The 17,243-nt window shown below is 71.5% G+C and carries 14 protein-coding genes, 1 tRNA gene and 2 pseudogenes; 3 read left to right on the top strand and 14 right to left on the bottom strand.

The window, feature by feature from the left end:
- Window positions 1-154: 154 nt before the first annotated feature.
- On the bottom strand, window positions 155-559 hold the full coding sequence (locus H0H10_RS16345; RefSeq protein ID WP_188181695.1) for a hypothetical protein: 405 nt from the start codon (window positions 557-559) through the stop codon (window positions 155-157).
- 9 nt (window positions 560-568) lie between these two features.
- Window positions 569-1,075, bottom strand: a complete 507-nt coding sequence (locus H0H10_RS16340; protein WP_188181694.1) for a hypothetical protein — start codon at window positions 1,073-1,075, stop codon at window positions 569-571.
- Between the two features lie 503 nt (window positions 1,076-1,578).
- Here H0H10_RS16340 and H0H10_RS16335 point away from each other — a divergent pair.
- Entirely contained in the window at window positions 1,579-2,679 is a 1,101-nt protein-coding gene (locus H0H10_RS16335; RefSeq protein WP_188181693.1) for an LLM class flavin-dependent oxidoreductase, read from the top strand.
- On the opposite strand, the gene H0H10_RS16330 is transcribed toward H0H10_RS16335, so the two are convergent.
- Window positions 2,655-4,514 (bottom strand): putative bifunctional diguanylate cyclase/phosphodiesterase, encoded by a 1,860-nt coding sequence (locus H0H10_RS16330; RefSeq protein WP_188181692.1) that lies wholly within the window; start codon window positions 4,512-4,514, stop codon window positions 2,655-2,657. The two genes, H0H10_RS16335 and H0H10_RS16330, sit on opposite strands and share 25 nt — an antisense overlap.
- A gap of 264 nt (window positions 4,515-4,778) precedes the next feature.
- Here H0H10_RS16330 and H0H10_RS16325 point away from each other — a divergent pair, with 264 nt between their 5' ends.
- Window positions 4,779-6,155: a M6 family metalloprotease domain-containing protein gene (locus H0H10_RS16325; RefSeq protein ID WP_188181691.1), complete on the top strand. Its 1,377-nt coding sequence runs from the start codon at window positions 4,779-4,781 to the stop codon at window positions 6,153-6,155.
- A 73-nt stretch (window positions 6,156-6,228) separates the two neighbouring features.
- On the opposite strand, the gene H0H10_RS16320 is transcribed toward H0H10_RS16325, so the two are convergent.
- The 6 genes from H0H10_RS16320 to H0H10_RS16295 form a co-directional block, all read right to left on the bottom strand.
- Window positions 6,229-6,302, bottom strand: a tRNA-Lys gene (locus tag H0H10_RS16320).
- Complete coding sequence (locus tag H0H10_RS16315; protein ID WP_188181690.1) at window positions 6,293-6,877, bottom strand: bifunctional DNA primase/polymerase; 585 nt, start codon at window positions 6,875-6,877, stop codon at window positions 6,293-6,295. Before H0H10_RS16315 ends, H0H10_RS16320 begins: the two co-directional genes overlap by 10 nt.
- Window positions 6,878-6,987: 110 nt before the next feature.
- Entirely contained in the window at window positions 6,988-7,353 is a 366-nt protein-coding gene (locus H0H10_RS16310; protein WP_188181689.1) for a DUF8844 domain-containing protein, read from the bottom strand.
- Between the two features lie 212 nt (window positions 7,354-7,565).
- The gene (locus H0H10_RS16305) at window positions 7,566-8,054 is read right to left on the bottom strand and encodes a hypothetical protein (RefSeq protein WP_188181688.1); all 489 of its coding nucleotides are present in this window, start codon (window positions 8,052-8,054) and stop codon (window positions 7,566-7,568) included.
- A 113-nt stretch (window positions 8,055-8,167) separates the two neighbouring features.
- On the bottom strand, window positions 8,168-10,048 hold the full coding sequence (locus H0H10_RS16300) for an alpha/beta hydrolase (RefSeq protein ID WP_188181687.1): 1,881 nt from the start codon (window positions 10,046-10,048) through the stop codon (window positions 8,168-8,170).
- Window positions 10,049-10,057: 9 nt separating this feature from the next.
- Window positions 10,058-10,522 carry a hypothetical protein gene (locus tag H0H10_RS16295; protein WP_188181686.1) on the bottom strand — a complete coding sequence of 155 codons (465 nt, stop codon included), beginning with the start codon at window positions 10,520-10,522 and terminating at the stop codon, window positions 10,058-10,060.
- A gap of 640 nt (window positions 10,523-11,162) precedes the next feature.
- Here H0H10_RS16295 and H0H10_RS39965 point away from each other — a divergent pair.
- Window positions 11,163-11,459: pseudogene (locus H0H10_RS39965) on the top strand (ATP-binding protein); the annotation flags it as partial.
- A 221-nt stretch (window positions 11,460-11,680) separates the two neighbouring features.
- Here the strand turns inward: H0H10_RS39965 and H0H10_RS39960 are convergent.
- From H0H10_RS39960 to H0H10_RS16275, 5 genes and pseudogenes are all read right to left on the bottom strand, one after another.
- Window positions 11,681-11,919, bottom strand: a pseudogene (locus tag H0H10_RS39960) (DUF6879 family protein); the annotation flags it as partial.
- Window positions 11,920-12,163: 244 nt separating this feature from the next.
- Window positions 12,164-13,525 (bottom strand): AAA domain-containing protein, encoded by a 1,362-nt coding sequence (locus tag H0H10_RS16290; protein ID WP_188181685.1) that lies wholly within the window; start codon window positions 13,523-13,525, stop codon window positions 12,164-12,166.
- On the bottom strand, window positions 13,522-15,117 hold the full coding sequence (locus tag H0H10_RS16285) for an amino acid adenylation domain-containing protein (protein WP_188181684.1): 1,596 nt from the start codon (window positions 15,115-15,117) through the stop codon (window positions 13,522-13,524). The genes H0H10_RS16290 and H0H10_RS16285 overlap by 4 nt, the downstream gene beginning before the upstream one ends.
- Window positions 15,108-16,361 (bottom strand): hypothetical protein, encoded by a 1,254-nt coding sequence (locus H0H10_RS16280; RefSeq protein WP_188181683.1) that lies wholly within the window; start codon window positions 16,359-16,361, stop codon window positions 15,108-15,110. Before H0H10_RS16280 ends, H0H10_RS16285 begins: the two co-directional genes overlap by 10 nt.
- A complete protein-coding gene (locus H0H10_RS16275; RefSeq protein ID WP_188181682.1) occupies window positions 16,258-17,211 on the bottom strand; it encodes a phosphatase PAP2 family protein in 954 nt (317 codons plus the stop codon). Before H0H10_RS16275 ends, H0H10_RS16280 begins: the two co-directional genes overlap by 104 nt.
- Between the last annotated feature and the right edge of the window lie 32 nt (window positions 17,212-17,243).

The raw sequence follows: 17,243 nt of genomic DNA, 5'->3' as shown, positions 1-17,243 counted from the left end.
TCGTGCCGGTCCCGGCACCGTGGGGCGGGACCGTGGGGCTACGGGCCGGAACCCGTCAGGGCTCCGCGACGGTCCGTCCGGCGTCGCGGGCCGTCGTGCGCGAGGTGCGGAGCCCGGGACGTACGGGCCTTCCCGGGCCGGCGCCGGCGGCGGGTCAGCGCATCGCCGCGCCGAAGGTCGCACCGGCCACGGGCAGGCCCCCGAGGCCCAGGCCCGGCTGAAGGGCCGTCACCGTGGCGCCGGTGCCGACCGGAGCGTCCGGCCACGGCAGGGCGTGGGCGGCGCCGCGTCCGGCCGGGAGCGGGAGCGTCCGCTCGCCGGGCACGCCGACCGCCGGCAGCACCGTCCCGGCGCTCCCGGGCGCGTCCGGCGCGGCGCTCACGCCGGCCACCTCGGTGCCGCAGCCGTCACCGGCCGCCGAGGCCCCGTTGACGCCCGCGACGCCGGCGTCGGTGACGGTGGTGGCGTCGGACGGGCCCACCGAGAAGGCCCCGGTGTGCGGCTTCAGCAGGAGCGGGGCCGCGTCCGGCGCGGCGCGGCGCGTGGTTCTCGTGGGCATCGGCGCGGCCTACTTCGAGGTCCGGATCTCGACGAGCGCGGCGGTGCGCCCGTCGGTGCTCTCACCCACGGCGTTCCAGATGTTCTTGTCGATGTCGTACGTCGTGCGGGTGTCGTCGACCGTCATGTCGACCTGCGTCGTGTAGTCGTTGCCCCTGATGCTGAAGACCGCGGGCATCTCCAGGGTCAGGAAGCCGGAGTCGCCCGTGACCCGGAAGCAGACCCGCTCGGGCAGTTCGCTGGACCAGACCTCCAGCAGGCCGGTCGCGCTGCCGCAGGTGGCCAGGACGATGTGGCCGTCGCCCCGCTTCAGGGTGAAGCCCTGGATCTTGTCGGCCCCGGGGTAGTTGAAGTCCTCGACGGCGTAACCGGGCGCTTCGCCGGCGACGGGAACCGCCGCGGCGGCGGAGCCGCCGGACGTCGCGGTGGCGGCCGACGGTCCCCAGGCGATCGCCGACCAGGCGAGGGCGGCGGCCGCCACGGCACCCAGTGCGTGTCGTACGAGTCTCTTCCGCATCACAGTCCTACTCGTCGGTTCCGGCCGGCCGGCCGGAAAACGGCTGCACGTGGCATGCGGAGACCACGGACCGGGACGGCCGCCGACTCAGAAGGAACCAATGGCGATACGCGTCCTCCGGTGCGTTCGGGCACCCGAGGCAAGGTCGCAGTGAAACGTAAGGACAAGAATTCACGCATTGCTGCGCTGATGGCCGCTCACCCCCCGCCGAAGAACCCGGCATCCCCGTATGCGAAACATCGGCCTCACGGGTTCTCAGCTCCCCCTGGAAACCCGTCGGTTCACATCATGGAAACCGATCATGGAGACACTGTCCAGAGCCCAAATCTCCCCAATCCGCCCACCGGGCCGACCAGGGCGCCAGAACCTCGTCAACAACTGAACGAGGCATGAAGCAGCACCGCAGCGGAAGTGAACGAGGGGGAACACGGGACCAGGAATAATCACCCCCCACCTCCTGTTGACACGGGGCGAACGACACCCGACCCAGGAGGCACCCCACCATGGCCGCAGACGCCGCAGAGGAGATCCGGGGCACAGCCCACGGCACCGCCCCCGTACCCCTCTCCGTCCTGGACCTGGTCACCGTGGGAGCCGGCCGCACCGCCACCGACGCCCTGCGCACCAGCGTCGGCATCGCCCGCCTTGCGGAGTCCCGCGGCTTCCACCGCTACTGGGTCGCCGAGCACCACTCGATGCCCGGCGTCGCCTCCTCCTCGCCCGCGGTGATCCTCGCCCACCTCGCCGCCCACACCGAGCGCATCCGGCTCGGCTCGGGCGGCGTGATGCTGCCGAACCACGCGCCCCTCGTCATCGCCGAGCAGTTCGGGACCCTGGAGGCCATGGCGCCCGGCCGGGTCGACCTCGGGCTCGGCCGCGCGCCCGGCACGGACGGGGCCACCGCCGCCGCCCTGCGCCGGACCGACCGCCTGAACGAAGGCGCCGACGACTTCCCGCAGCAGCTCATGGAGCTGATCCGGTTCCTGGACGACGACTTCCCCGACGGGCACCCCTACGCCCGTATCCACGCCGTGCCCGGTCCGGTCCAGGCCACCTCCCCCGGCGGCGTCCAGTCCGCGCACCGCCCGCCGGTCTGGCTGCTGGGCTCCTCCGGCTTCAGCGCCCGGCTGGCCGGCACCCTCGGTCTGCCCTTCGCCTTCGCCCACCACTTCTCGGCGCAGAACACCATCCCGGCGCTGGACCTCTACCGGGAGTCCTTCCGGCCGTCCGCCGTGCTCGACGCGCCCTACGCCCTCATCGGGGTCTCCGCGCTCGCGACGGACGACGAGAAGGAGGCCCGCCGGCAGATCATGGCCGCCGCGCTGAACATGGTCCGGCTGCGCACCGGGCGTCCGGGGCTCGTGCCGACGCCCGAGGAGGCGGAGGCGTACGACTTCAGCCCCATGGAGCGGGAGTTCGTCGACTCCTGGAACTCCAACGTCGTCCACGGGACCGCCGACGAGGTCCGGGCCGGCCTGGACGAACTGCAGAAGCGCACCGGCGCGGACGAGCTGATGCTGACCGCCAACGCCCACAGCGGTGACGTGCGCCTGCGCTCCTACGAGCTGATCGCCGACGCCTACGGGTTCCCGACGGCCGCCTGAACCCCGGCCCCCGGGCTGCTGCCCAGCAGCTCGGAGATGCGGTCCGGCGACACCGGACGGGAGTAGAGCCAGCCCTGCCCGGTGTCGCAGCCGATGCGGCGCAGCCGGGACGCCTGGTCGGAGGTCTCCACGCACTCCGCGGTGACGGTCAGCCCGAGCCGGTGGGCGAGCTGGACCATCGCCTCGACGATGACCTCGTCCGCCGGGCTCGCCACGTCGTCGGCGGCGTCCCGCTCGGTGTCCCGGCCGTCGTACTGGAAGCCCCGGACGAAGGCGCCGTCCAGTTTCAGCACCGACACCGGCAGCCGGCTCAGGTAGGCGAGGTTGGAGTAGCCGGTGCCGAAGTCGTCGATGGCGATGTGCACGCCCATGTCGCTGAGCGCCTTCAGGGCCTGCAGCGGGCGGCCCGCCGAGCCCATCACGGCCGACTCCGTCAGCTCCAGTTGCAGCAGGTGCGGTGCGAGGCCCGTCTCCTCCAGGGTCCGTGCCACGTCGGCGACCAGGTCGGAGTCCCACACCTGGCGCACCGCGACGTTGACGCTGACGAAGATCGGCGGCTCGTCGGGGTGGTCGAGCTGCCAGCGGCGGGCCTGGCGGCAGGCGGTGCGCAGGATCCAGCGGCCCAGGGGAACGATCGAGCCGTCCTCCTCCGCCAGTGCGATGAACCGATTCGGCGCAAGTACGCCGAACTGAGGATGATTCCAGCGGATCAACGCCTCGACACCGCGCACACGGCCGTCCTCCATGCCCACCAGCGGCTGGTACTCCAGCGCGAACTCCCCGCGCTCGATGGCCGGACGGAGGGTGGAGGCGAGGGCCTGGCGGGTCATGCGGTGGGCGTTGCGCTCCGGGTCGAAGAGCGTCCAGCGGGCCCTGCCGTCGGCCTTGGCCCAGTACAGGGTCGTGTCCGCCGCCTGCATCAGGGCGGTGGGCGTCGTCCCGGCGGTGTGGCGCTCGACGACGCCGACGGAGGCGGTCACCGACAGGCGGCGGCCGGAGAGGTCGAAGGGCGCCTGGAGCGCGGCCAGCACCGACTCGGCGAGTTCGGCGAGCTGGTCGGTGCCCGTGGAGTCGGTCACCAGCAGGGCGAACTCGTCGCCGCCGAGCCTGGCCACGAGCGGGGCCCCGGCCCGGGTGTGACCGGCCTCCTCGGCGCAGCGGGTGAGGCGTTCGGCCACGGCGGCCAGCAGCCGGTCGCCGACGCGGTGGCCGAGGGTGTCGTTGATGGCCTTGAAACCGTCCAGGTCCAGGTAGCACAGGCCGATCCGGCCGGTGCCGCCGCGCTCGCCGGTCTCCGCGTCCAGCGCGGCCGTCAGGCGCTCGAAGAACAGGGCGCGGTTGGGCAGCCGGGTCACCGGGTCGTGCATCTGCAGGTGGCGCAGCCGGGCCTGGAGTTCGCGCCGGGCGCTGATGTCGGCGACGGACAGCAGCAGCCCCGGCGTGTCCCCGGCCAGCGGCGCCACGGTGACCTGGGTCCACAGGGACTGTCCGTCGGTCCGCTTCAGGCGCCGGGTGCAGCGCAGCCGGGTCTGGCGGCCGCGCAGCACCTCGCGGTAGGCGTGCCAGGTGCCGGCGTCGGAGGCGAGGTCCACGAGGTCGGCCGCGGGGCAGCCGGCCAGCGCGCCGGGGTCGGTGCCGAGCAGGGTGCCCAGCGTCTCGTTGGCGCTGACGACCAGGCCCTCGCGGTCCACGACGGCCATGGCGAGCGGGGCCGCCGTGAACACCGAGCGATAGGTCGGGGGCTCCGTACGAGGAGCCAGGTCGATGTCACTGTCTGTGACGGCTGACCGGTCGAGGTCTGCCGCGGGCGCCGGCCCTTCGGACGTTCCGCTCACCGCTCGCTCCCGCAGTGCCTCGATCTCTGTCCGTGCAGGAAAGTGTGCCGATCATAGAGGCTGGTCCCGGGGCCTTCCAGCCGCTGTGCCCTCTTCCGGGCCCGCAAACCCCTTCGGCAGATCGTTTCTGCCCGCCCTTGGACGGGTCTTTCACGCCCCCGACCAGTTGTGACGTTCCGTGAGTGGTCCGGCGGTGCCGGATCCGGCGGAATTTCGTGCGGCTCACCCATCCGGTGCAGACGAACAGGGCGAAGTACGACAAATATGCCCAAGCTGGGTGCGGTGTCCCGAGAACCGCACACGGAGGTCCCTGTGCCGCGCCAGTTCCCGCCCGGGCGACTTCCCCGGGAGGCCCTCGAGGGGCTCGGCGCCGGCCGCCGGGCGGCGGGGGCGGCCCGGCCCCGGCTGCGCAGTACGGCGGCGGTGTGCACCATCATGTCGGCGCTGGCCGCGACCTCCCTGGTGGGCGTGCCGTCGGCCGCCGAGCCGTTCTCCCCGGAGCCCTGCGCGCTGGAGCGGACCCGGGCGCACCACTCCGAGGGCGTGGACACCTGGAACGCCGCCTATCCGCGGCCCTCCCGCGAGCTCGACGCGGTGATGGTGTTCCTGTCCTTCCCGGACTCCCGGCCCCTGGCCACGCCGGCGGAACTGGCCGCCGACCACTTCCCGGCCACCACCCGCTTCTTCCAGCGCGCCTCCTACGGCAGGTTCACCCTCCGCCCGCACCCGCTCGGGCACTGGATCCGCATGCCGCGGCCGTCGACGGCGTACGCCATACAGCGCGACTGGAGTCCCCGGCACCGGTCCGCCTACCTGCGCGACGCGCTGGCCGCCGCGGACGGGGACGTGGACTTCTCCCGCTACGACGTCGTCTACTTCGTCGCCGACCCGGACGCGCCCGGCGTGGACTCCGACGCCACCAAGGTCGTCAATCTGGACACCCCGCTGCGGGCCGACGGCACCCGCATCCGGCGGATCGTCACGGTGTTCGAGAAACATCCGCCGGACCGGCTGGTCCTGGCCCACGAGACCGGGCACGTCTTCGACCTGCCCGACCTGTACCACCGGCCCGTCGACGGGAAGGGCGACTGGGACACCCACGTCGGCGACTGGGACCTCATGGGCAGCCAGTTCGGACTGGCCCCGGACCTGTTCGGCTGGCACAAGTGGAAGCTGGGCTGGCTCCGGCCCCGGCAGGTGGCCTGCGTACGGGGGACCGGGCCGACGCGGCTGACGCTGGAGCCGCTGGGGGCGGGGCCGGGGGTGGAGGTGACGGGCGCCGCCGGGGCGCCCGCCTTCGGCCTGGGCCGGGGCACCAAGCTGGCGGTGGTGCGCGTGGGGGCCGACCGCGTGATCGCCTTCGAGGCGCGGGGGCCGGTCGGCAACGACGCCGCCGCCTGCCGTGCGGGGGTGCTGGTGTACCGGGTGCGCAGCGGGGCGGAGTCCGGGAACGGGCCGATCGAGGTGGTCGACGCCCACCCGGGCACCGAGGCATGCTGGGGGGACTCGGTCTATCCGCCGCTCGCCGACGCGCCGGTGGCCCTCGGTGAGAACTTCACGGTGCCCGGGGAGGGCGTGCGGGTCGAGGTGGAGGGGCGGACGGTGTCGGGGGCGTGGACGGTGCAGATCACACCGGGGTGAGGCAGCCTGCCCTGGAAACCAATGACGGCGAGGCCGGTTCGCTTTGCGCGAACCGGCCTCGCCGTCATCACTGTGCGCCGCCAGGGACTCGAACCCCGGACCCGCTGATTAAGAGTCAGCTGCTCTAACCAACTGAGCTAGCGGCGCCTGCTGACGTCGTAGACATTAGCACCCTGGTCCGCGGGACGAGAAATCGATATCCGCACCGCCGCCCTGGCCGCCCGCACGGCCGCCCACAGCAGGATCTCGGCACCGGGCAGCCACGGCCGGCGGGTGTCCGGGGCGACCAGCCAGCGGGACCCGGAGCGGTCCGGCGCGCCGACGAGGGCCGGGACGGTCACCGCGTCGCCCGTGCCGTGGCACAGCAGCGGCGGGACCGCGTCCGTACGGCCGCCCTCCCGGCCGCCCGCGCCCCACTCCTCCCACTCCAGCAAGGAGGGCAGCCGCTGGGCCGTGCCCGGCGCCGTGAACAGCAGCATCCGCCCCCGGAACTCGGCCACCGGCCCCGAACCCGGGCCCTCGGACCACATCCGGTCCAGCATCCGGCGCCCGAACATCGCGGGGGCGCTCACCACGTCGAACACGGAACCGCAGGGCAGGACGACCGGGGCCTGCGGCCGCTCCTCCCAGAGGGCGAGCGTGCTGCGCGGGTACGCGCCGGCCGAGGCCAGCCAGGCGGCGCCGTCCGAGGTGACGTCCGAGACGTTCGGTGTGCTGCTCATGCCTCCACAGCTACCGGGCGTGAGCGCGCGGTCCCGCCGGGTTGCGGGAAACCGGGACAGGGGAGGGGGTCACCGAGTATCTTGCCCGCCTGGCATATGCCATCCGGCGTCTACACGGGGTCGACGTGCCCCGGGGCGTCGCCGCCGCGCAGGAGGTCCTGCCCGAACTCCACCATCCGCTTGGCGTAGTCCTCGGTCCACTCGGCCCGCTCCGCGATGTCGGCCGGGGTCAGCCGGTCGAACCGCCGCGGATCGGCCAGCTGGGCCGCCGCCATCGCCTGGAACTCCATCGCGCGGTCCGCCGCCGCCCGGAACGCCTGCGTCAGCTCGGTCGCCCGGTCCAGCAGGGTCCGGGGATCGTCGATCGACTCCAGGTCGAAGAAGTGCTCCGGATCGGCGGCCGCCTCCGCGGGCTCGAACAGCAGGGGCGCGGGGCGTAGCCGCGGTTCGTTCCGACGCGGCGTGGGCTCCGCCATGTCTGCTCCTCCTCGTACGTCGCGCATGACCCTCCCCCGCGAGCGGGGCACCCCCGGTGGAGTGGGCCACCGTCCATTGTCCCGCGCCGACGCAAGTGGGCCTCACGGCCGCACACGCCCCGTGGTCTTCCCTGCCTCCTGCTTGATGGTTCGAACCTGCATCGATCGGCAGGCCGCAGCCTCGGTCGAACCCGGGGCGGTTCACTGGACCATCAGCTTGCCGACGCTGTTGGTGCTGCGGAGGAAATGGGGGCGGTTGACGACCAGAAGTCGGACCGAACATTGGGGCGAGGGATGGGGTAGTCGTAGTCAGGACCGTTGGGCGGGGTGGTGGGATCAGCCACAGCGGATGGTTTGACACATGGGGAATCAACCTCGAAGGCGACCTGCCCCGCACCGCCGACAACAAGAGAAATGCCGAATCCGTCGGGCGATTGAGCGAAAATAGCAGGAAACTTTTCACTCTTGTTCACCGACTTGATTCGGTACCCACTCTTCTCCCAGAAGCGTTGTACTACCCCGAGGAAATTTCCGCGGCGTTCCTTGGAGATGACGGTCATCACGGTGCGCGAGCGGGAAACGTCGCAACTGCCTGTAGAGGTCCCGCTGTGAGTCCACTGGACGGTCGGCTTGATTGCGCCCAGAGTTGCATCCAGCATCGCGTCCGCATGTTCCGCAGCCTGCTGCATCGTGATGTCCATGCTCGCCCCTTGGTTCTCCCTGGCTTCTTGCTTCGCGATGTCAGGAGCCCCGCCGCAACTGACCAACACCGCGACGCTTGACGCAACGAGTAGAAGTGTTCCCCATGGACTCCTCATCGAGGTCGCTCCAACTGAATATCACCGGAATTTCCGGACACGATCAGTGCAATATTGTTGGCGGATTCCTTGTCCTTCTCCGGGTTGAAGTAGTTCGAATGAGCAGGCGTCGGTCCTTGACCGTCGATGAAAGGTCTCGGTCCCTCATCTACCCGGAAGCGCTGGGCGCCGAACTCCTTGCTGGCTGGGTCGGTTCCGAACCAGATTTCGTTGGGGTCGGTCTGGGCGTCTTGCGCTGCGTGCCCAGATAGCCCGCCCAAGACAGCGCCCGACAAACCGCCGACGAGAGCGCCGGGAGGGCCAGCCATCCCGCCGCCCAGGACGAAACCCGCGGACCCGCCGCCCGCGATGCCTGTAAGTATCCCGCCAGCCTCATTGTGGTTGGGGAGTTTGGTCACAGGGTCGTTCTCTGCTGCACCTACGAAGACATGCCCCTTCCCGACGTTGAGATCCGTAGCATGGGCAGCCCCGGTGCCGGGGCTGCCCACCAGAACAATGTCGTCAGCTCCCGGGATCCCATCCTGTTGCTGGGCCGCCTGGCCGACAGTCAGGGACCCATACGAATGGCCGATTGCTGTGATGTGCGGGTCATGGTTTTCGTTCGTGGCTGACACGCCCGCCATGAACTCCCTATAAGAAGTGGCGCCCGCCTTGGCGTCATCCATGGACATCACGTCAGTATTGTCCACGAAAGCCGATGCGGGTAACTGTGGGGCATCGTATCCCAGCCACACGATTGAAGCGGTAGACGGGTCATAGAACTGAGCCTCTTTAGCCGTGTCGCGGGCCCTCTTGAGATCATTTTTGGCAAAATCGGAATCGAGAGACGTGCCCAACCCGGGAACGTAAGCTGAAACGTTCTTTGATGTATCAGGGTTTCCGTAGCTAACGATGGCCCGGCCGCCGCCTTCGTCACCGATTCCCAGTAGATACATGGGTGGAGATTTCGGATCCGGGTGACGCGTCTGGTAGTCAATCGACTTCAAGCCTTCCAGCATGCTCCTTGACTTTTCGTCTGGCTGGCCCTCCAGCTTCGCGATGAGTAGCCCGAGATTCTCGCGGTTCGCCTCATCACGTACCACAGCTGGAATACCGTCCAGGTTGCCGATGATCTCCGGAAATGCTCTGCGGTACTCGTCGCGCTCCTCGTCGCTGAGGCTGTCCCACCACTTGTTGCGATCGGCGGGCGACTTGTCCAGGGGAATGTGATCGCGAATGTACTGGCTCGCGGCCGAGCTGACCGTGTCGGCATCCGCAGCCACGTCCGCCCAGGTCTTGGTGCTGACTGCCAGTCCCGGCGCCGCCTTGAGCTCATCCAGCGCCTTGCTGTACCGGTCGTCGATCTCCGTGGCTTCCTGTACCGCATGGGCGATGCGGTCCGCGATGTCCTGGGCTTTCGCGCGGTGAGGGTTGGGGCTGTGCAGGCCGGAGGTGTCCGGGCCGAGGCCGGGAGAGTATCGGCCTGTGTTGCCGCTGATCGTTCCACCGGGGATCTCGTCACCGGTCAGCGCGTTCTCTCCACCGGCAGGGTAGACGACGCTGCCGTCTGCGTTCACGGTGTACGACAACGCCTTCGCGTCGTCCAGCGCTTCGAGCAGGCGGCGTCTCGGAGCCGCGATCTCGGCCGAGAAGCCGTTGAGCGCCCCGCTGACCAGGCCGCACTCGACCTGGGTGTAGTGGAAGTTCTCCGACAGCGTCTTCAGCTTCTTCTGTGCCGCATCCGCTGCCTCACCTTCGTTGGCCTTCTCCATGGCCTTGGTGATCTGCTTGTCGACGCGCTCCGTGGCCGCGTCGGCCATGTCACTGACCGCACGGTATCCGTCAGCCGCGTCTGCGTACTCGGAAGGGTTGAGGGCCTGGAGTGCTTTGAGGTCCATGCCTGCGGATCACCGGCCCTTGCCCGAGCCGCCGGTGGTGGACGCGTCCTCGGAGCCGACCTTCAACCGGGCGATCTCGGCCTTGATGGCCTCGTCGGTCCTCAGCTGGTCGGTGCCCGCCTTCTCCAGCACGCCGGCGAGGCCGTCGCACAGTTCGCCGATGTCCTTCACGCGGCGCTCCCAGGAGTCGTACACGCCTTTCTGGGCAACCGCGGTCGAACAGCCGGAGCCTTTGCCGAGCCCTGTTTGCCCTTCCCCTAACTTCGTCAGTGCCTTGCCGATGTTGTCCCGTAGATCGCCAACACCCTCGCCGGCCTTGGACCACGCCTTCTTGTCGGACCGGAGCCTGCCGGAAGCGCCGGGGCCCTTCGAGCTGTTGGCGCCCTGGTCGCCGGGTAACTGGTTGAGCTGCATCTGCGCAGAGTGCCGTTCGGCCACAGCGGACTTGAGCCGCTCCCATTCCTCCCAGGCCATGCGTGACTTCCCCCTCCCCATGTCGCGTCGCACGCCGCCAAGGGAGGTGAACGTGCAACCGCTGCGCTGCGCTGATCGAGGGGGACGCTACAACTCCCTACCGCAGGACCCATCCGTATCAGCCACCACGGCGTCTGAGTACCAGTACTCAGAGCAACTGGTCCCTGGCCGGGCCGGGCGGTGCTGGCGGGCGCACCTGGAGGTGCGTGCCCAGGTTCATCGAGTGACCCCACTCGACATCAGGCCCGTCCAAGCGCATGAGCACCTGTGCTCAGAGGCGAGCGGTCCGCTGCCTCGCCTGAGGATGATGCCGCGAAGACCGTGCGCCAGGTCCGTCGGGTGGCGGAGGCCCTGGTCGCCGCGAGCCATTGGCGCGGCGCCAAACCGGCACGTCAGGGTTTCGAGGTGGTCATGGGCGGGCTCGCGGCCCGGTTCACCTGGCAAGAACCCGCCTGCGCGCCGGGCGGGCGCGGCGTGGACCTACTGCGCGTAACGAGGCGCACACCCTTCGAAGCTCCGGGGTGCCGGAAGTGCACCGCTTCGTCCTGCTGTGGCATCGCGGCAATGACACCGTCTCTCCGGGACTCTCAACTCCACTTCGCGTATCTAGGAGTTCGCATGCCTGAAAACGATCCGTGGGATTACTCCCTCTAGCCTGATCCGCCTCGTGGACGTCGCGGAACTGCTGGCGGCGGAGCTGGTCGGCAACGCCGTACGGCACACCAAAGGGCCCTCCGCCCTGCGGGTGTACTGCGATCGGAGCGTGGGACGCGGACCCGTCACCGCCGGAGCCTCCGCAGTCGTTCGACCGGGCCGTGGAGCGCGAGGACGGGCGGGGGTTGGCGCCGGTCCGGGCCTGCGCCGACCTGTGGTGCTGGCCAGCCGCTGGCCAGGGAGGGCAACCGCGGGGAAGTACGGCTGGTGCGAACTGGGCGCGACGCCGGTGCTCTGTGCAACTTGCTCGACCGACGCGGAGCGTGAGGACAGCCCGGCGGTGGCCTCACCTGCCGCCGAACACCGCTCTGCCGTCGATGACACCGTCCCGGCCACCACGGTCACCGGCGTACTGGTCGGCTGAGCCGCTAACCCGGGTAAGTGGAGGGTTTGAGCCAGCCCCGATGGTAAGACTCCTGCTCGGCGTGACCGCGAGTGGCCCACCTCCTCCACCACGTCCAGGATGCGGGTGTCTTCCCCGGCTTCTATGTTTCCAGGAATTCCCCAAAGTGAATTGAATTGGTACCGCTGGTAGTCCGTCAGTGGCTGGCGAACGATCCGCACTCGCCCGATGGAGCGTCCCGATGCCACGAAGCCTGTACGCGCTCATGCCATCGCGGGTTGTGGTCCACCGGCTTCGGCTCCCCGCGAAGGAAGCGAGCGACGTTCTCAGTCTCCTTGGGTGGGTGCCCCCTCTCGTCCGGCCCCGGTTGAGGCCCTGTCCGACGACGCTACGGAGCACACCGTGCCTCGTCCATGCCGACTCCGAAATATTCCCGATCCGGCATGAACGATCTGGGCGCTCGTGGGCTACGTCCCAGCCGTCCGGGGCTGTAACCATTGGCCGCCTCCGGCGGCGTGCCCGACTCCGTCCGGGGGGTTGGGGGCCGGGCCGGTCGTCCGTTGGGCGGGTGCCGGAGGGGCAGGTCAGGGGCGCCAGGGCACCCGGTGTTCCGCCAGGTGGGCGAGGACCGCGTGGTTGGCCTCCCAGCCGTCCGGGAACTTCACGAGCGTGCCCAGCTGCACGGGTTCCGTCGACGGGTAGTCGTCCAGCAGTTCGCCCACGCCCGCCCGGCACACCACGATGCACGCGTGCCGGTGCCGGGAGGCCAGGACGCACAGGCGGCCGGTCTCCAGGTGGAAGGCGGTGGCGTCGGGGCGGCCGGAGAGCGGGTGGAGGACGACCGTCACGTCGTACTCGCGGCCCTGGAGGCGGTTGGCCGTGTCGACCGTCACGTCCGTCACCCCCAGGTCGGCGAGCGCCGCACGGACCGCCGCCGCCTGGTCGCGGTGGGCCGTGCCGACGGCGATGCGGGCGGCGGTCAGCGGAGCCGGGTCGGGGGAGCGCTCGGACGTCGCCGCGCCGCCCCGGTCGAGGAGGCGTCGGACCACCGTCGCCACCGCGCGCACCGCCTCCGGGTCCGTGCGCGGGGTGTGCCGCGCGGGCAGCTCCAGCAGGCCCCAGCCCGATGCCGCCGCCTCGTCGAGTACGCGGTCCGGTCCCGAACCGTCGGACGGGACGGCGAAGGACAGACGCCGGTCGCCGTGGTCCGTGCCGCTGCGGAACGGGGTGTACGGGTAGAACGCGTCCGAGACCAGGGGCGCGGCCGAGGCCGGCAGGCGCCACGACACCGGCAGACGGTGCTGCGGCAGGCCGGGGTTGTGGGCCAGGAGGGTCGTCACGGCGGAGGCCGAGGGGTCGTACGACAGGCCCGCCCACTGCTCGCTGCCGACGATCGCGAACGGGTCCAGCTGACCCGGGTCGCCCACGAACAGCGCGCGCTCGAACAGCCCGGCCACGGCCAGCAGCGAGTCGGAGCGCATCTGGTACGCCTCGTCGACGATCGCGTGCCGCCACGGCTCGTCCACCTTGACGTGCGCCCACTTCGCGGCGGTGGACAGGACGACGGCCAGCCCGGCGAGGTCGGCGGCCTTCGCGGACTTGCGGACGTTCGGCAGGTCGTCCAGCGCCTTGTCGTACGGGTCGGTGTCACTGCTGTGCAGCCGGCCCACCGGCAGCTCGGGGTTCTTCTCGGCGAGACGCAGGACCAGGTCGTCGACCTGGGCGTTGGTCTGCGCGACGACCATCAGGGGGCGGCCCGCCTCGGCCAGTTCCAGCGCCGCCCGCACCACGAGCGTGGACTTGCCGGCGCCGGGCGGGGAGTCGACGACGACGCCGCGCTCGGCGCCGTGCAGGGTGTCGTGGAGGATCGCCGCGGTGGCGCGGGCGGCCTCCGCACCGGGGTCGAAGGCGCCTTCCGGCGGGGCGGTCACGGCCTCGGCGGTCACAGGATGTCCTCCTCCGTCTGGGCATCGGCGGCCTCCGGCACGGCGGCAGCCTCACCGGGCGGTCCGCCGTGCGTCCACGGCGTCTGCTCGGGGTCGGGTAGCTTGGCCCCGCCCCGCTGCTCGTGCTCGAAGAGGGTGAAGCAGACCAGGTCGCCCTTCTCCGGAACGGATCCCGGCTCGGGCTCCTTGCCGCGGCCCATCTTGTCGACGATCCGCAGGACGAACACGCCCTCGGTCTCCTGCCCGGCGAACTCGGCCGCCTGCGGTCTGCCGTCCAGCGACCGGTACACCCGGACCCGGTCGCCCAGGTGCGGCCGGTCCTCCGTGCGGACGGTGACCAGGGGCCGCGGGCTGGGCCGCTTGCCCTCGCTGTACGCCATGGTCACGTCCACGACCTCGCCGGCGAACGCCTCCCCGGCCAGCCGCCGCCCGGCCATCACCAGCGGGTCGTCCAGGGCCTCCTGGGCATCCAGGCGGGCCTGTTCGCGCTCGCGCGTGGCCAGTTTGTTCGCCGCCGTCACCGCGTCGTCGCGGCGCGGCTGCGGGGGCTCGCCGGACAGGATGCGGTCGCGGTGCCCGGTGAACGACCAGCGGTCGCGCGTCCACCGCTCCTCGGCATGGGCTCCGGCGGGCAGCTCCCGCAGCAGGTCCAGGCCCCGCCACACCGCGTCCCAGGTGGGCCGCGTCCGGCTCTCGACCAGCGCGCGGATCTCCCGCTCGGCGGCGGTGAGGGCGGCCAGCCGCTCGTCGGCCTCCAGCCCGTCCTCGGCGGCGGCGAGCGCCGTGCGGGCGCGGTCGTAGCGCTCGATGGCGGGCGCCAGCAGCTTGTTGTCGAACGCCGGATCGGTGGCCGGACCCGCCGGCGGGCACAGGAGCTGGCCGTCCGCGTCGCGCGCCAGCTCGGCCCGCAGCGCGGTCTCGGCGCCGGACGCCCCCTCGGGCGGGTCGATCCACGCCAGCAGCGCTCCCAGGTGCTGGTCCTCCAGGGTGGACTGCCCCGTCGCCCAGTGCCGGCCCAGCAGGTCGGTCATGGCGAGGAGGAGGGAGGAACCGGGAACCCGCGCCCGCTCCCCGTAGTGGGTCAGCCAGCGGCCGAGCAGCGGCACCCTCGGCGGCGCCGGGTGCGGGGCCTCCGGGTCCTGCTCCGCCGTCCGCCGGAACCGCATGGACCGGCCCAGCAGCCGTACGAACTCGACGCCGGCGCGGCTCGGCACGATCAGCTGGGCCGCGTCCGCGCACAGGTCGACCTCGACCTTGACCCGCTTGCCGGTCTCCGGGTCGGTCTCGGTGCGCTCGGCCGTCTCGACCGCGTCGGCGTACGCCTCGATGTGCGGCAGCACGACGTCGGCCAGCTCGGACAGGAACGCGAACCGCAGATCGCGGTCGCGGGGCTGCGGGACGACCAGCAGCCGCGGCGCGTCCCGGTCGGTGCCGACCAGCGCGCCGAGCGGGGCGCCGGCCTCACCGGCGGTGGTGAGGGGCACGAACACCAGCGGCCGGTCGGACAGGTGCCGGTGCCGGACCGTGGCGGCGGGCTGGGCACGGCCGGTGCGTACGGCCTCCAGCCGGGCGAGCGTGGTGATCAGCGACACCCGGCCACCTCGCTGCCCGTTGTCGCGGTCGCAGTCGCAGTCGCGGTCGCGGTCGCACTCGTAGTCGCAGTCGCCGCTGCCGTCGCCAGCGCCTCCGCCCGGAGCGCCGCCGCCCTGCGCAGCGCCGCCACCGCCGGGTCGGCCGGGTCGCCGGCCTCGCCGCGGGCCGCCGCCAGGACGTCCTCGACGGTCGTCAGCCCGCCCAGCTCGGCGCGCACCGGACGGCCGAGGGAGGTCACCGCGCCGGCCTCGCGGGACCGGGCGCGGCAGTGGAACGCCAGCTCGCACGCGGACAGGCACTCGGGGGCGTACGTCGCCGGCACCGCCTCTACCGCGGCCGTCAGCTCGTCGGCCGGCAGGTCGGGGGAGAAGCAGACGCCCTCGGGAAGGGCGTCGGCGATCTCCTGGATACGGGTGAGGCGGGCCAGCTGGCGGCCGGTCACCGCACGCTGCTTGCGCACGTCGACGGCGGAGCCGGTGGGCAGGTTGGAGAAGTCCTTGGGACAGACCAGGAGGATCCGGTGGCGCACGCGCGGTGACGGGTCCAGCCGGGCGGCCACCTGTTCCAGTGCCAGTACGTACACCGCCGCCTGGCGCGCGGCGGCACCCACCTTCGCCGGGTCCGCCGAGCCGTCCAGCATCGGGAAGGACTTGATCTCGACGACCGTCCAGCTGCCGTCCGGATGGACGACGACCGCGTCCGGCTCCAGGAACGCGGGGGAGCCGGCGACGTCCAGGGCGAGCATCGGATGGTCCAGCAGGGTCCAGGTGCCGGGCGCCCGCGTGGCCTCCCGCAGGGCCAGCGACGTCCGTGCCGCGCGCCCCTCCGGGCCGGTCGCGGTCAGGTCGGGCACCTGCGCCCGCTCGGGCGGCTCGGCGCCCCGGTCCAGCTTCTCGTGCACGAGCCGCAGCAGTTCGGCGCCGCCGTCCGCCTTGACCCGTGCCTCGAACGCGTTGCCCCGCATGAACGCGAACTGGGACTGCCCGAAGGCCGACGGCGAGCCCAGCGCGGTCGCCAGCGACGCCTTGTTCACCCCGGCGCCGTCGAGGATCGCGCGCCGTCTGCACCCGGGGTTGGCGGCGAGGGCGGCCAGGGCCCGCGCGTCCAGCGCCTTGGCCGGTACGTCCGGGCCGCGCAGCTCAGCGAGCCGGTGCCGGAGCGCCGTCCCCCGCGTCCGTGGGTGAGGCGTCCGGTTCGGCTCCTGCCCCGATCCGCTGCTCGCGCTGCCGTGGAATTCGCTCACCCGCGGAAGTCTGGCATCCACCACTGACAATCGTGGCGCGGGTGCCGCCGGAGTCCTGCGCGACCGGTGTGAAACGCGCCGCGAGCCGGGTCCGCGCCCGGTCCGCGCTCCGCAGCACGAACGGCGTCAGCAGCAGCCCCGCGGCCATCACGGCCGCGCCGGCCACCGCGTCGAGGAAGTAGTGGTTGGCGGTGCCCATCACCACGATCGTGGTCACCAGCGGATAGATCACGCCGGCCGTCTTCGCCGTGCGCGTGCCGCCGTATCGCCACAGCATCACGCCGCACCACAGCGCCCAGCCCACGTGCAGGCTCGGCATGGCCGCGTACTGGTTGGTCATCCCGCCCAGGCCGCGCGGCGCGCTCGCCTCCCCGCCCCACCAGCCGTACGAGCTGTAGAACGCCATCGTGTCGACGAACCCGTGGCTCGCGTCCAGCAGACGGGGCGGACAGGTCGGCAGCAGGGTGAAGCCGATCAGGCCGATGAACGTGGACGTCATCAGCCAGGTGCGGGCGGCGCGGTAGCGCACGGTGCGCGACCGGAAGATCCAGACCAGGATCGCGGGCGTGACCACGTAGTGCAGCGACGCGTACCAGAAGTCGGCCGGCACACCGAGCCAGGGCTCGCGGGTGAAGAGGCGGTTGAGCGGGTGCTCCGCGTTGAGGTGCAGCACCTTCTCGATGCGCAGGATCGCCAGGCCGTGGTCGACGGCGTCCGAGACGTCGCCGCGCACCAGGAGACGGCCCGCCGAGTAGCAGGCGTACACCAGGACGATCAGCGGCAGCTCGGTCCACCAGCGCAGCCGAGTCGTCGGGGCCGCCTCGGTGCCCGGTGTCTCGGTGTGCGGCATCCGATCGCCCTCCCCCTTCGTTCTCGCGCGCC

The organism is Streptomyces griseicoloratus (assembly GCF_014534645.1).
Classification (GTDB): Bacteria; Actinomycetota; Actinomycetes; order Streptomycetales; family Streptomycetaceae; genus Streptomyces; species Streptomyces griseicoloratus.
The sequence above is the reverse complement of the archived record's forward strand: the minus strand, read 5'-3'. Positions and strand labels throughout refer to the sequence as shown.

What these genes read in the sequence shown, in the direction of transcription:
- H0H10_RS16275 (WP_188181682.1), bottom strand. Translation starts at nt 17,211, where the DNA reads ATGCCGCACACCGAGACACCGGGCACCGAGGCGGCCCCGACGACTCGG.
- H0H10_RS16300 (WP_188181687.1), bottom strand. Translation starts at nt 10,048, where the DNA reads ATGGACCTCAAAGCACTCCAGGCCCTCAACCCTTCCGAGTACGCAGAC.
- H0H10_RS16295 (WP_188181686.1), bottom strand. Translation starts at nt 10,522, where the DNA reads ATGGCCTGGGAGGAATGGGAGCGGCTCAAGTCCGCTGTGGCCGAACGG.
- H0H10_RS16325 (WP_188181691.1), top strand. Translation starts at nt 4,779, where the DNA reads ATGCCCAAGCTGGGTGCGGTGTCCCGAGAACCGCACACGGAGGTCCCT.
- H0H10_RS16315 (WP_188181690.1), bottom strand. Translation starts at nt 6,877, where the DNA reads ATGAGCAGCACACCGAACGTCTCGGACGTCACCTCGGACGGCGCCGCC.
- H0H10_RS16310 (WP_188181689.1), bottom strand. Translation starts at nt 7,353, where the DNA reads ATGGCGGAGCCCACGCCGCGTCGGAACGAACCGCGGCTACGCCCCGCG.
- H0H10_RS16335 (WP_188181693.1), top strand. Translation starts at nt 1,579, where the DNA reads ATGGCCGCAGACGCCGCAGAGGAGATCCGGGGCACAGCCCACGGCACC.
- H0H10_RS16305 (WP_188181688.1), bottom strand. Translation starts at nt 8,054, where the DNA reads ATGGACATCACGATGCAGCAGGCTGCGGAACATGCGGACGCGATGCTG.
- H0H10_RS16340 (WP_188181694.1), bottom strand. Translation starts at nt 1,075, where the DNA reads ATGCGGAAGAGACTCGTACGACACGCACTGGGTGCCGTGGCGGCCGCC.
- H0H10_RS16345 (WP_188181695.1), bottom strand. Translation starts at nt 559, where the DNA reads ATGCCCACGAGAACCACGCGCCGCGCCGCGCCGGACGCGGCCCCGCTC.